This window comes from Azospirillum sp. Sh1, assembly GCF_008365135.1.
Classification (GTDB): domain Bacteria; phylum Pseudomonadota; class Alphaproteobacteria; order Azospirillales; family Azospirillaceae; genus Azospirillum; species Azospirillum oryzae.
Map to the genome: position 1 here is coordinate 117,014 of NZ_VTTK01000018.1, position 12,328 is coordinate 129,341.

Consider the following 12,328-nt stretch of genomic DNA (forward strand, 5'->3'; position numbering starts at 1 on the left):
TTGGGCTCCGACGGTCAGGGATAGATGCGTGGCCGGTAGTCACGGTCGGCGGCGAGACGTCCCATGAAGGACAGGGCGTTGTTGTCCTTCACGCCGGGATAGAGCAGCACCACGGGCAGGTCGAAGGTCTTGCCGTCGATGTGCTTGAGCAGCGACGAGGTGCGGAAGAACGGGTAGAGGGCGCCCGCGCGGCCGATGAACACCACGGTGCGGTCCGGATCCAGCGTCTTGTCGGCGGCGAAGCGCTCGATACGGGCAATCACCTCGGAAGCGATGCCGCCTTCGCCCTCGACGACCGGAGAAATCTGTTCGGCAAGGTAGTTCAACGCCCGCTCCGGACTCTTCGCCCAGGTCCGACGTTCCCGCGCCGCGATGCTGGCGAGCGCGTCCTCGCCAAGGGACCGGAGCCGTTCCAGATACAGCGCCTGCATCGAGATGGACAAAACGTCCCATCCGTCCGAAACGAGGCTCTCGCTCAGCCGCCTGATGCCGGAGCGCAGGCGCAGCTCATCGCCCGGTCGATAAGCCAGAATGGCAAATCTATAGTTGCGCATGGCGCTGATCGCCGGCCCGCCCTCTGCCTTGAGATCGCGCTCCAGCGCTTCCAGGGCGACATCCAGCGGTGCGCGCTCGAACAGTGACCCACTCACAGTTCGGCCTCCGCCCAGGCCTGCAACGATGGATACTTCCATTCGATCTGAGTGAGACCACCCATCCGGTGCACCTTAACCCATTGTCCTACGCTGAGACGCTGTTCAAGCAGTACACCAGACAACCCTACCGAGCCAAGGTAAGGATTCTCAAAAGGGGTACCTTCGAATTGTAGCTCACGGAGCAGATGCAGGATGTAGCCGAGGGCCTTGTCAGGAATCCGCAGCACCGGAAGGCGCCGTGGATCCGGTGGCGGTGTGACCAAGCCGGCCTCGGACACTGCGGAGAGCAGCTTGCCTGCCACTTGCCGGCAGGTGGAGGGACTCCAGTCCTTGGGGTTCGTGTCAAGAACCCACTGCAGCACCGGCTGGAAGCCAATGGTGGCGCCCGGGAGAAGGCGCCGGTCGACGAGCCAGCCTCCGGAGAACCGGCGGTAGAGCGGATCCGCAAGCTGCAAGTGCCAATGGCAGACGAGCCGGCGGGTTTCCGGTTCCATCTCAGGCCATGCCTTCAGAACCTCCAGCGCCGTCGGGAAAGCGGCATAGCGGGCCCGAAGATCGGCCATCAGCACGCGGATCCGTGCCAATGACTTGGCCCCGAACCAGCGCTCTTCGAACGCGCGCTCGCTCTGCGCCGCCGGCGCCTCACCGGGCAGCACATGGCGCCAGTACGCACGGCTCTCCTCGATGCCAAGCGCAAGCTTCTGAATACGGTTATGATACCGCACCGCCTCGGTGGCGGGCTTGTCCGCCGCCGAGGCGCCGTCCCACACGGTCATGCCGCGACCCGGTAGAAGGGCATGGGATACTCACCCGGCAACGGGCGCAGGGCGCCAACCAGGTGCCGCATCATCACCTCAAGCGCTTCCGGCGGCCGACCCGGCAGTTCCCGTCCAACCGGTGTGATCTTCGGCTTCGGCACATCGCCCAGGGAATCCACGAAGCGATCAAACGTTTTTCGATCAAATTCTTCGGCGAGATTGACTGGAAAGGTGAGCACTGAGCAGGGCTCTTCACCGGTCTGCTTCAGGATTCGCAGCCGCTCGTTTAGCGCTTCGTCGACGGCATAGCCCAGATGGTAAATTGTCCGGACGTGGTCATGGGCGGCCATATGGGTGCGACGGATGCGCTGATCGACGACTATCGCGGCGCGGCGAACAGCGTCGAGTTGGGCCCATTGGGCTGTTACCGGCGTTGAGCGCTCGAAAAAGTCGCCGCCGCCGTCCCGGTCCGTTAACCCGCAACTCCACCACCCAAGGCGGGGCACGTCACCGCTTCCTTCCCCAGCCCAAGCAACGGTGATCTGCGATGCCAACACTGCATCCAGCACGCTGTTGGGTAGCACAACTTCATTCATCGCTCGCCTCACACGCTTTCCACGGCTTACGTGATAGCGCGCCAGCCGCCGATGATGCAAATCCGACCAGCAGGATTGGCCGGCTGCGCCACGGCGATCCAACGCCCTCAAAGGTCGAGCGAATAGGCTTCCCTGACGGTCGGTCTCGAACTATGCGGAAGGATACGGCTGTCACACTTGTGTGTCGCACAAGAACATGCGATATGCGATGGAGAAGCGCGCAACCTGTTGATTTCTCTTCGTGCGGCGCCGCGGCGGTGATCGTAGTTGGGAGTCCTAGTCCCCCAACCAACCTTTTCAATGACTTAGCAGCGGCGTTTGGCCGGTTGGGTGCTCCAGTAAGCACCCAGTAAGCACGGTCCTTCGTGCTGAGTTGCTCTTGCTGGTTGGCCGCAGTTACCGAACCACCCACTTTCAGGCTCATAACCTGAAGGCCGCAGGTTCAAAACCTGCCCCCGCAACCACCGACACTTGACGCCCCTGTTCGAAAGAGCCGGGGCGTTCGTGCGTCTGGGCATTGCGCATCTGAGCTGCGCCTTCGCAGACCGCCAGGACGCCCGCCAACTCGCCGTGCAGGTCGGCGTCCAACCCCGCCCCGGCCGGGGAGGGCGTCAGGACGACGCGGTCGATCATGATCCGCACCATCTCCATCGCCTCGGCGCTGTCCTCGCCGCCAGCGAGGGCGGCCTCCAGCGCTTCCACCTTGCGGCGGTAGAGGTCCGACAGCTGGGGGTGCAGCAGGACCGAAGGCAGGTCCGCGTCGGGCTCCTCGGCCGCGGCAATGAGCCGGGCCTTGTCCGCCTCCAGGATGGTCAGGCGCTCCTTCATCGACTCGTGGTACAGCCCGTCCTCGATCGCCTTGAGTATGCCGGCGATCTTGCGCTCGACCGCCGCCAGTTCGCGCTCGCGCGTGCGGCGGTTGGCTTCGCGGTCGGCCGTTGCCGCTTCCACACCGGCAAGGAAGCTGTCGACGAACTCCCGGACCAGCTCAGGCGCCAGCAGGCGCTCCTTCAGCCCGGTGAGGACCCGTCGCTCGACGTCGAAGCGGCTGATGGTGCGATCGTTGCTGCAGGTGCCTTTGCTGCGATGGGCGGCGCAGCCATAGCGGTCCTTGGCCATGATGGTGTAACCGCCGCCGCAGCACCCGCAGGTCAGCAGCCCCGACAGCAGGAACTTGCGACGGTGCGCCCGGTTCAGGGCGTTGCCCTGGTCGTCCCGCCCCATGGTGAAGCCGATCGATGCCTGCCGCTCCTTCACCCGCTCCCACAGCGCGGTGTCGATGATGCGCAACTCCGGCACCTCCACCACCTCCCAGGCCTCCGGCGGGTTGGGCCGGGCGACCCGCTTGCCGGTTTCCGGATCCTTGACGTAGGAGCAGCGGTTCCATTCCAGCCGGCCGGCATAGATCGCGTTGTTGAGGATCCCGGTGCCGCGCTCGACCTGACCGCGGATGGTGGTGTCCTGCCAGAGCCGGCCCTCCGGACCGGGCACGCCGTCGGCGTTGAGGCGCTTGGCGATGGCGCGCGGGCTGGCACCGTCGGCGAACAGGCGGAAGATGCGCTGGACGACCGCGGCTTCGGCCGGGTTGATCTGCCGCTTGCCGCGCCCCTCGGTGTCACCCTCCAGCACATCATAGCCGAAGGCCTTGCCGCCCGGCATCCGACCAGCCATGGCGCGACCGAGCTGGCCGCGGCGGGTCTTGTCCGCCAAGTCTTTCAAGGCGACCTGCGCCATCATGCCCATGACCGCGACATGGATGGTGGTGATTTCGCCGAGCTGCGGGGTGAACAGCCGCACGCCGTGGAAGGCAAGGCGGTCCTGAAGGTCGGCGGTGTCGGCGAGGCGACGGCCGAGGCGGTCGATCGCCTCGCACAGCACGATGTCGAAGCGGCGTTGTCCGGCCTCGCGAAGCAGCTTCTGGAAGGCCGGACGGTGACGGCTGGCGCCGCTGAGGGCGGCATCGCTGTAATGGTCGACGACGGTCCATCCCTGGCGCTCGGCATAGCGCCGGCACACCTCGATCTGGTCGGCGATGGAGGCTTCGCGTTGCTGGTCGCTGGAATAGCGGGCGTAGATGACGGCACGCATCATGGGACTCCTACGGGCGCTCGCCGCGAACGGCGCGGCGCAGGCGGGTGATGTGGTCGGTGAGGGTGGCCTGATAGCGGCGGCTGGCTTCCAGCCCCTTGGCCATCGTGTAGTGGCGCTCGCTGGTGCGCAGCGTGCTGTGGCCGAGCAGCGCCGCCGTCAGTCGGGCGCCCCGCGGGTCGTCCAGGGCGATGCTGGTCGCGGCGCAATGGCGTAGAAGGTGCGGGTTGATCCGCTCGCCGAGGATGGCCGGGGTGGCGCGCTCGAAGCGGCTGGAAACGCCGTTGAGGGTCATCGGCCGCCCTTCGCGGGTGATCCACAGGGCATCATGGGCATGGCCTTGCAGCAGCCGCGGTCGGTGCTGGGCGAGATAGCGTGCCATGTGGGGCACCAAGCTGGCCGGCAGCGGGAAGCTCATCGGACCGCCGCATTTGAGGTCCTCGCGCTCCAACTGGATCAGGAAGCCGTCGGAGGTCGGCCGGAGATGGTGGCCCACCCGCAAACCCGCCAACGTGCGGCGGCGGATCGGCCGTGCAATGGTGAGGGCGAACATCAGGGCGTCACGGAAGCCGGTGGCATGGGCGAACGGCCGGGTTTCGGGCTTGTCGTCAATCCCGGCAAGGGTGGCGAGGGCGCGTTGGTAGAGGTCGGCGGCGTTGCGGATGCGCGGCGCAATCGGCCGCCGGTTGGCGGCGCCACGCTTCAGGCGGCCGGCGACACGGCGCAGCCACCCCCAATCGGCGTCGGGCGCCAGGGCCGGCATGATGGCGGCGAGCTGGTCGATGGTGGTCCACAGGGACAGCGGAGCCAGAACCGGACGCAACAGGTCGATGTAGCGGCGCACCACGTCCGGCGTCACGCGATCGCCAGGGGCGGCATCCGGCGTCAGCAGACCCTGCTGGTCGAGGAAGGTGAGCCAGCGGCCGTAGTTGGCGGCGCGGCTGCGACGGGTGGCCGGCGCCCAGTCGGCGGCGGAGCCGGCGTCGTCGAGCGGTCCGCCGGCTTCGCCGGCGGCTTGCCACAAGGCGCGGTCCTGCTCGGGCCAAACGCTGACCGACATGCTGCGGCGGTTGATGGTCGGGGTAGTCTTGCTCATCGCCTCAGCGCCCCACGATCTGGCCGCGAAGCGTGCGGGCGCGTTCCAGGACGTTGGCGTCATAGCGAGCGACCGCGGCGGCAGTGTCCTGACCGGTGTAGTAGGTCACCGTCGTATCGGTGGAGCGATGGCCGAGGAGCTGGCGCGACAGCTCGTAGTTGCCGGGATCGAACTGCTGGCTGAGCTTGCCGGCGAGGTGGCGGAACAGGTGGGGATTGACCGTGAGGCCGGTGTGGTCGCGCACCGCCCGCTCGATCTGCGCCGTCAAAGCGGTGATGTGCTTGCAGCCACCGTCGCGTCCGGGGAACAGCAGGCCGCCGCTGTCCGACGTCAGCAGCGGACGGTAGCGCGTCATGAACTGGTCGATCATCCGCACCAGCGGCTCCGGCAGCACCGCCTCGATCGGCTGGCTCGTCTTGGTCTCCTCCGCCGGGATGACGAGATGGACGACGGCGTGACGGCCGGAGCGGCTGCGGCAGAGATGGCGATGGACGTCCAGGCGCAGCAGATTGAGGCGGCGCAACGGCACCAGCAGCAGAATCTGCACCGCCACCGCGGTCTGCGCCATCAAGGCTTCCCGGCGGCTGGGCGCCGCCACGCGGTCGGCCTTGGCCATCAACCGCTCCGGCATGGTGAGCAGGGCCAGCAGGTGCTTGGGATCGTCGAAGGCGCGCAGGCGGGTGCGGTTCTTGTCGGTCATGCCCTTGTGCCGGCTGCCGAGCTTGGCGATCAGCTTGTTCAGCCGCTCCAAGTCGCCATTCGGTACCTGAACCCAGTGGCGGGCGACGGCGAGCAGACACTTTGCCTGTTCGATCAGGCCGGGGCTGGCGCCGCCCCGGCGGGACATCAGCCACAGCAGGGCGGCCTTGAAGCGCTCCGGCACCACCAGTGCCGCCAGCGTGGTCAACGCCTGGGGGTCTTCGCCGGCATGGACGACGGCGGCGGCGAAACGCAGCACATGACCGTGGGCGGTCTTCAGCGAGCTGGGGCGCAATGGACGGGCCGGGCCGAACTCGTCCAGCGGGTCGGCGCCGGACAGCCGCCGCATCCATGCCTCCAGGTCGGCGGCAAAGGACGCCGGGAGGCGCTCCAACGGCAGCTGGTAGTCGTCCCGGTTGCTGGTGACCGGCACCGGCGTGATCGGCCAGCCGGGCAGGGCGATGGCGCGGTTCCACTGCTGGCGCGCCATCCGCTCGACCCGCTGCGGCTTGGCGACCAGCGTGCCGGTCGCCAGCGAAGCGGCGAAGGCGGTGAAGGTGGCGTCCGACACGGCGTCCGGCGCGATGCCATGGTCGACGCAGTACCGCAGGAAGCGGGCGAGACCGCGCTGCATCGCCGGGTCGGTGACCACAGCGCGGAGGCTGTACCAGGGCTCCGGCAGGTGGCAGGCGAGGCGCCGGTGGGTCGCGGTGGTACCGTAGTGGCGCAGCAGGGTGCTGACGGCGGAGCGGATGTTTTGCCAGCGCTTGAGCGACAGGCCGTGGGCCGCCGGATGGACGGCGGCGATCAGCGGGCGCAGCGCATCGAAGCTGGCGGGGATGGCGGCGAGGTCGCGTCCGACGATGCCGCCGAAGCGGCGCAGGGAAGAGGCATGGTCCCGGGCACGCTGCGGCGGCAGGGCGGGGTCGGCCAGGACGCGCGTTAGCAGGTCGGCCAGGGAGCGCATCGGCGGCATATCAAGCACCGCAGGCGAGCTGGGCTGAGACTGGGAAGTGGTGGAAGTGGTCATCCGTGGCCTTGGGAAGACAGGAGTGGACAGGAAGTCCGGATCGGGAAGACGTAGCACGCCTTTGGTTCGAAAATACGAGGGCCACCTCTTCCCGATGATCGTCTAAATCCTTGCTACTACTGGACAAGGATGGACAGCGGTGGTCAGCTGATCCAGCGCTGCCGCAGGAAGATGTCGAGGTCCTTCGGCTGGATGCGGATCTGATGGCCGAGGCGGACGGTGGGCAGGTCGCCCGACGCGATCCAGCGGCGGATGGTCTTGATGCTGACCTGCAGGCGCTCGGCGACCTCCGGGATGGTCAGCAGGGCGGGGGGACGGGAGGAGGGTTTGGTCATTCCGGCTTCGGGGGCTGCGTCGCCTCGCCCGAAGCCGCCAGATACTCCTGCGCTGCCATGCGGCCCAGCAGGCGCGCCAGCGCACGCAAGCGCTCGACCGCAGCCTCGGACTCGGGAGGGGTGGACGCGGCGGTTTCGGGGGAGAGGACATGGTGGGTCATCCCCTCTTCGTGCCAAAGCTGGACTCTTGTGCCGAAAGGGCCAGATCAGCTTTGCGGCGCAGCTGATCTGTTCGGGTCGGTTCGCCGGGCTTTGATGGCGCGCTTCACTGCGGTGCGCAGGGCGTTCTTGGTCGGCGTGTAGCCCAACGCCTCCAGGCAGAGCTGGAGGAAGTCGACCAGCGGCCCGCCGGCGGCCCCGCTCATGTCGTCCCAGGAGGTACCGAGCGGCCGGTCGCTGATCGTCTCATAGACGTCCAGCAGGAAGTCGAAAGTCATGTGGTACCCGGCCGCGGCCTTGTGGCGCGTTCCACCGACGCCGGAAGCAACGCGGTCCGCTTCCGCATCGCGCACCAGTTCGGCCGCAGCCCGCAGCATCAGCACGCCGCTGAAGGCATCTTCAAGCGCGTGGTCTGCCTGCCCATCGCAGATGGCGGCATTGGGATCGTCCGGCGCCAACTGCGCGGCCAAGCCCCACAGAAGCTGCGGGACAGGACGGAGGCGCCCATCCTGCGGTGTGTCGTCCTGGATGGCCTCCAGCAGGGCGCCGCACGCCGCCAGGATGCGCTTCATCCGATCGCGGGTGGCGCTGGGGGCGGGCGTCTGGTCGATGGCCACCTGTGACGCCGCCAGGGCCGGAAGTTGCTCGACGTAATGGCGCCATGCCGCAATCCTGTTGGGATCGGACAACTGCAGCCGATCGACGACAGCATCGAACAACGGCCGCCATGGCTCATCCTGCATTTCCGTCGGCGGAGGTGCCTGTTCCGTCATGATGGCTCGGTGTGATGTCGAAGGGGGATAGTGCCGCGGTACCGCGTCGGATCATACCGGGACCATCCCGCGGCATGAAGGGCGGCTGATGCCGCCCTTCCCCTGCCATGCCCAGCCTTGCCATGCCACGCCGATCCGTGCCACGCCAAGGTCGCATCAAGGCGCCGGTCGGCCCCTCAATGCACCGTGAAGCGCCCGAATTTGGGGCGCCAATCTCCAAGGCCGACCACCTCGCCGGTGGTGCGAATGATGTCCCGGACGTCATCCTCGCTCAGCAGCGACGGCATGAACTGGATGGTGACCGCAGCGGTCCAGTCGTCGAAGCGCGGCCGGACCCGCATCACCCGCAGGCGCTCGACCCGGACGCCCGTGCGAAAGCGGAAGCGGCTATCATCCCACAACGCCTCCGGCTCACGGGGGCCGTCATACTGAAGCGGGATGTTGCCGTCACACAGGATGCCCGCTTTGGCCAGCGGCCCGCGGCGTTTGCGCTTGGCGCCGTCGATCAGCGCCGCCTCGATTAACTCGCCGGGGAGGCAGGGTTCGCCGCCATGCAGATACAGCGAGCCGAGGAACTCAAGCTTGGCCATCCGCTCCAAATCGGCTTCCGTTTTCGGCCGCTTGCTGCTCAGCTTCTTGATGTCCTTGACCAGCGGGTCGAGCGGATCGGCCAGCCGGCCGTTGTGCATGAGGAGGGGTGAGACGCCGGTGATCTGGAAGCTCAGGGGCTGATACATCGGGGGCCTCCAGCCGCGGACGGGGGCGGCTTGGCTGGGTGTCGGGGAGATTGACCGTGGCCGTGGCGTAGCGGCGGCCGCGCAGCATGCTCGTCACCATCGCGTGGCAGGGCGCGCACAGCGTCGTCACGGCCTCCAGGCGGTCCTGCGTCCAGTCGCCGCGGGGCGGATAAATGCGGTGGTGTCCTTCCAACTGGTCTGTCGCGTTGCACAGGACGCACCGCTCGCCATCGCGGGCGAACGCATCACGCCGCAGAGCGCGCCATTGAGGACTGGCGAGGTAAGCGGCGTAACCAGCAGGGCCGCGGGCCGAACCCGGTGTTGCCGTTGATGGGGACACTGCTGACGGGGATATGTCCGCCGCTGATGTGTTTGTCGGCTCGCATGGGCTCATGCCGATCCATTGGTTCGTTCTGATAGACGAATACCGATCTAGTGGATCGTGGTCAAGACGCCATAACGGCGTAATGATCCGGCTCATGCCATTAAGCTTGAAGCAGCGTGTCGGGTTGAGGGTCAAGGAGGCGCGGGTGGCCCGCGGCCTTACCCAAGAGGCGTTGGCGGATCTGGTCGGCCGGACGGTTGAGGCCGTGTCCAACATTGAACGCGGCCGAACCTTTCCGACGATTGAGACGCTGGAGCAGCTTGGGCGGCATCTTGACGTGCCGATTCAATATTTTTTCGAGGGTGCCGATCAATCTATTGAAGATAAGAGATTCATATTAGAAGGGCGAGTGAAAGCCATAGCCAGAAAGTTAAATCAAGAAGATCTGGAATTAGCAGTTCTGCAGCTGACGGCAATCTTAGAGGTTAGGCATCCGAGATCTGATTAAATGCAGGGCTTTGGCAAGTTTATGATTTACCATGCGGTGTAAACGCTCAATTTTTTCTACGAAATTTGCAAAAATATCGTTTAGATCGGTGAAGGTCGGGCGCAATTAGAGTCGCCTTGACAATGAGGTGGCTCGAGCGCCGGCCGAGCAATTGTATTTTTTGCAGAGAGGTGCGGGCAATGTAGGGGGGCCGCGCACAATAGCATTTCCAGAAGCCCGATCTGCGCTGATGCGCCCCCGAGTGGTGGTGCATGGCAGCTCGGGCAGGCCCCCACTGGAAAACAAACCATGTATGACAACGTCATCCGTCCGAAGGCGTGGCTGGACTTCAATGATGCGCCTAACCAGATCGAAATCCCGGACTCGCCGCAGCAGGAAGGGGCGAAGGACGCCATCAAGGAGATCTTGCTGGGCGCCTTGCCTGACGTGCTGACCTACCTGCTGCCGAAGGGCAAGCGCGTCGGGCGGAAGTTCGTCATCGGCAACACCGCCGGCGAGCCGGGCGACAGCCTGGAAATCGAGCTGACGGGTGAAAAGAAAGGCGTCTGGTGCGACCACGGCAATGCAGCCGAGGGGCAGACCGGCGGCGACATCCTGTCCCTGTGGGCCGCTTGCCACCGCATGAACGCCAGGACGCAGTTCCCGCAGGTCCTGGAGTCCGTCAAGGCATGGCTCGGCGGGATGAGCCACCGCTATGTCAACGCGGCGCCGACGCCGGGCGAGCCGACCAGCGACTGGCAGCCGATGAAGGCGCCGCCGATCGACGAGCTAGGCATGCACACCGGCATGTGGGTCTATCACGACATGGCCGGCGCGGAAATCTGCCGCGTCTACCGCTATGACCCGGTCGACCCGGAAGCGGGCGAAATCAAGAAGACCTATCGCCAATGGTTCACCCGCGAACGGCGCTGGTCGGCACCGCAGGATCCGCGCCCCCTTTATCGCATGCCGGAACTGACGAATGCCGACGAGGTCATCCTGGTCGAAGGCGAGAAAGCCGCCGACGCCTTGTGGGCTATCGGCATGCCGGCAACGTCGGCGCTGGGCGGAGCGAAGGCGCCGACCGACAAAACCGACTGGTCGCCGCTGGCCGGCAAGCGCGTCATCATCTGGCCCGATAAGGACAAGGTAGGTTGGGAGTATGCGGAAAAGGCCGGCGAGGCAATTATGCGTGCCGGTGCGGCGTCTGTCTCCAACCTGACCCCCATGGAGCAGTGGCGCGACGGCACCGACATCGCCGATCTGGCCGCTCCCTATGATCCGTGCGGCAAGGGTATGGGTTGGACTCCGGACAGCATCCGGGCATGGGTGCGCAGCGGTACGCGGAAGGTCGTCGCTGCCGGTAATCTGCCGTCGGCTTACCCCGGCTTGGCCGCCATTTCTCCAGCTCGCGACATGTTCCGCGGCGCGCCGAAAGTGCGCCAGTACTTGGCGGATGGCATCCTTCCACTCGGCATGGTGACGCTCTTTTCAGCCATGGGAGATGCCGGCAAAGGCATGATGACCCTCGACTTGGCGATCAAGGTGGCTGCTGGAGCGCCCAGCACCGCTTTCGGTGGCGAAGAGACAGCGTTTGGTGGTGCAATCAAGACGATGGGCAAGGTGGTCATGTATCTCGGGGAGGACGACTCCGACACCATCCACGAACGACTTCGCAACCTCGACCCCAGCAATCGCCATTGCGGTAATGATAACCTTAAGATCGTCCCCCTGATCGACTATGGTGGCGCTCAGCCCCTGGTGACGATGAACAAGGGGCAGGTGAGCACGACGCCCTTTTTCGAGCAGATTCAGCGCGACTTGATGGCCATTGAGGATCTGAAGCTGGTCGTGATCGATCCGCTGCAAGTATTCCTGCAAGGCGAGGCTACGACAGATTCCACTGGCGCTGCATACGCAATGGCTCAGTTTGCGCGCCTCGCCCGTGAAACCGGGGCAGCCGTTATCATCAATCACCACATGCGTAAGCCCGCCAACGGCAAGTCGGTCACCACTCCCGAGCAAGCGCGTGAGGCAATCCGCGGCTCGTCTGCCTTGGTCGATGGTGTGCGTTGTGCTTACGCGTTGTGGCCCGCCGAAGAAAGCGCCGCACGATCGATTCTGAAGATTTTGGACCGGCCTTACGGCCCTAATAGGTCCTGCATGGTGCAGTCGTCAAGGCCAATGCCAAAGCCGACCGCGAAACACGGACCTATGTCCGCAACAATGTCGGTCTCCTCGATGACCTGACCCACCAACTTCGCGGGGGACGTCAATCTGAAGAATTGCTGATGGAGTTGATGGTCGACAAGATTCGGCATTTTGCTGAAGTCGGGCACCCATTTCAGCACACCGGTAAGGATCAGGGGGTGTATCCGAATCGTAAGCTGCTGGGACCGGTGCTTTCCAAGTCATCGCGGGACACCCTTGAGGGTATCGTTAGAAAGCTCCTTGCTTCTGATCGCATTCGCAAGTGTGCTGCGAGGGGGAGTTCTGTACCTAAGTGGCTTGATGTGTACGCCTCCGGTGAGTGCCGCCTTGGCAAAATAGGGTCCGACGTCTGAGTTTTGCGTGGCGCGTCATTGCGCGGAC

Annotated in this window: 12 protein-coding genes; 2 read left to right on the forward strand and 10 right to left on the reverse strand. The window is 65.5% G+C overall.

Going from position 1 to position 12,328, the window contains the following annotated elements; translation table 11 throughout:
* Nucleotides 1-14 precede the first annotated feature (14 nt).
* From FZ029_RS18860 to FZ029_RS18900, 10 genes are all read right to left on the reverse strand, one after another.
* Entirely contained in the window at nucleotides 15-650 is a 636-nt protein-coding gene (locus FZ029_RS18860; protein WP_149270963.1) for a BREX protein BrxB domain-containing protein, read from the reverse strand.
* Nucleotides 647-1,429 carry a BrxA family protein gene (locus tag FZ029_RS18865; RefSeq protein WP_149270942.1) on the reverse strand — a complete coding sequence of 261 codons (783 nt, stop codon included), beginning with the start codon at nucleotides 1,427-1,429 and terminating at the stop codon, nucleotides 647-649. Before FZ029_RS18865 ends, FZ029_RS18860 begins: the two co-directional genes overlap by 4 nt.
* Complete coding sequence (gene brxE, locus FZ029_RS18870; RefSeq protein WP_149270944.1) at nucleotides 1,426-2,007, reverse strand: BREX-6 system BrxE protein; 582 nt, start codon at nucleotides 2,005-2,007, stop codon at nucleotides 1,426-1,428. Before brxE ends, FZ029_RS18865 begins: the two co-directional genes overlap by 4 nt.
* 420 nt (nucleotides 2,008-2,427) lie before the next feature.
* Nucleotides 2,428-4,098 carry a recombinase family protein gene (locus tag FZ029_RS18875; protein ID WP_149270946.1) on the reverse strand — a complete coding sequence of 557 codons (1,671 nt, stop codon included), beginning with the start codon at nucleotides 4,096-4,098 and terminating at the stop codon, nucleotides 2,428-2,430.
* Nucleotides 4,099-4,105: 7 nt separating this feature from the next.
* The gene (locus tag FZ029_RS18880; RefSeq protein WP_188051981.1) at nucleotides 4,106-5,191 is read right to left on the reverse strand and encodes a tyrosine-type recombinase/integrase; all 1,086 of its coding nucleotides are present in this window, start codon (nucleotides 5,189-5,191) and stop codon (nucleotides 4,106-4,108) included.
* Nucleotides 5,192-5,195: 4 nt separating this feature from the next.
* A complete protein-coding gene (locus FZ029_RS18885) occupies nucleotides 5,196-6,866 on the reverse strand; it encodes a tyrosine-type recombinase/integrase (protein WP_149270950.1) in 1,671 nt (556 codons plus the stop codon).
* Nucleotides 6,867-7,063: 197 nt separating this feature from the next.
* On the reverse strand, nucleotides 7,064-7,255 hold the full coding sequence (locus FZ029_RS18890; protein ID WP_149270952.1) for a helix-turn-helix domain-containing protein: 192 nt from the start codon (nucleotides 7,253-7,255) through the stop codon (nucleotides 7,064-7,066).
* Nucleotides 7,252-7,416: a hypothetical protein gene (locus FZ029_RS33055; protein ID WP_188051982.1), complete on the reverse strand. Its 165-nt coding sequence runs from the start codon at nucleotides 7,414-7,416 to the stop codon at nucleotides 7,252-7,254. Before FZ029_RS33055 ends, FZ029_RS18890 begins: the two co-directional genes overlap by 4 nt.
* A 45-nt stretch (nucleotides 7,417-7,461) precedes the next feature.
* On the reverse strand, nucleotides 7,462-8,133 hold the full coding sequence (locus FZ029_RS18895; RefSeq protein WP_211104174.1) for a hypothetical protein: 672 nt from the start codon (nucleotides 8,131-8,133) through the stop codon (nucleotides 7,462-7,464).
* A 230-nt stretch (nucleotides 8,134-8,363) separates the two neighbouring features.
* Nucleotides 8,364-8,924 carry a hypothetical protein gene (locus tag FZ029_RS18900; protein WP_149270956.1) on the reverse strand — a complete coding sequence of 187 codons (561 nt, stop codon included), beginning with the start codon at nucleotides 8,922-8,924 and terminating at the stop codon, nucleotides 8,364-8,366.
* 353 nt (nucleotides 8,925-9,277) lie between these two features.
* On the opposite strand from FZ029_RS18900, the gene FZ029_RS18905 reads away from it, so the two are divergent.
* Both FZ029_RS18905 and FZ029_RS18910 read left to right on the forward strand, forming a co-directional pair.
* Complete coding sequence (locus FZ029_RS18905) at nucleotides 9,278-9,757, forward strand: helix-turn-helix transcriptional regulator (protein WP_211104175.1); 480 nt, start codon at nucleotides 9,278-9,280, stop codon at nucleotides 9,755-9,757.
* A gap of 288 nt (nucleotides 9,758-10,045) precedes the next feature.
* Nucleotides 10,046-11,986, forward strand: a complete 1,941-nt coding sequence (locus FZ029_RS18910) for an AAA family ATPase (RefSeq protein WP_149270958.1) — start codon at nucleotides 10,046-10,048, stop codon at nucleotides 11,984-11,986.
* Nucleotides 11,987-12,328: the final 342 nt, after the last annotated feature.

What these genes read in the sequence shown, in the direction of transcription:
- FZ029_RS18865 (WP_149270942.1), bottom strand. Translation starts at nt 1,429, where the DNA reads ATGACCGTGTGGGACGGCGCCTCGGCGGCGGACAAGCCCGCCACCGAG.
- brxE (WP_149270944.1), bottom strand. Translation starts at nt 2,007, where the DNA reads ATGAATGAAGTTGTGCTACCCAACAGCGTGCTGGATGCAGTGTTGGCA.
- FZ029_RS18875 (WP_149270946.1), bottom strand. Translation starts at nt 4,098, where the DNA reads ATGATGCGTGCCGTCATCTACGCCCGCTATTCCAGCGACCAGCAACGC.
- FZ029_RS18880 (WP_188051981.1), bottom strand. Translation starts at nt 5,191, where the DNA reads ATGAGCAAGACTACCCCGACCATCAACCGCCGCAGCATGTCGGTCAGC.
- FZ029_RS18885 (WP_149270950.1), bottom strand. Translation starts at nt 6,866, where the DNA reads ATGCCGCCGATGCGCTCCCTGGCCGACCTGCTAACGCGCGTCCTGGCC.
- FZ029_RS18890 (WP_149270952.1), bottom strand. Translation starts at nt 7,255, where the DNA reads ATGACCAAACCCTCCTCCCGTCCCCCCGCCCTGCTGACCATCCCGGAG.
- FZ029_RS33055 (WP_188051982.1), bottom strand. Translation starts at nt 7,416, where the DNA reads ATGACCCACCATGTCCTCTCCCCCGAAACCGCCGCGTCCACCCCTCCC.
- FZ029_RS18900 (WP_149270956.1), bottom strand. Translation starts at nt 8,924, where the DNA reads ATGTATCAGCCCCTGAGCTTCCAGATCACCGGCGTCTCACCCCTCCTC.
- FZ029_RS18905 (WP_211104175.1), top strand. Translation starts at nt 9,278, where the DNA reads ATGTCCGCCGCTGATGTGTTTGTCGGCTCGCATGGGCTCATGCCGATC.
- FZ029_RS18910 (WP_149270958.1), top strand. Translation starts at nt 10,046, where the DNA reads ATGTATGACAACGTCATCCGTCCGAAGGCGTGGCTGGACTTCAATGAT.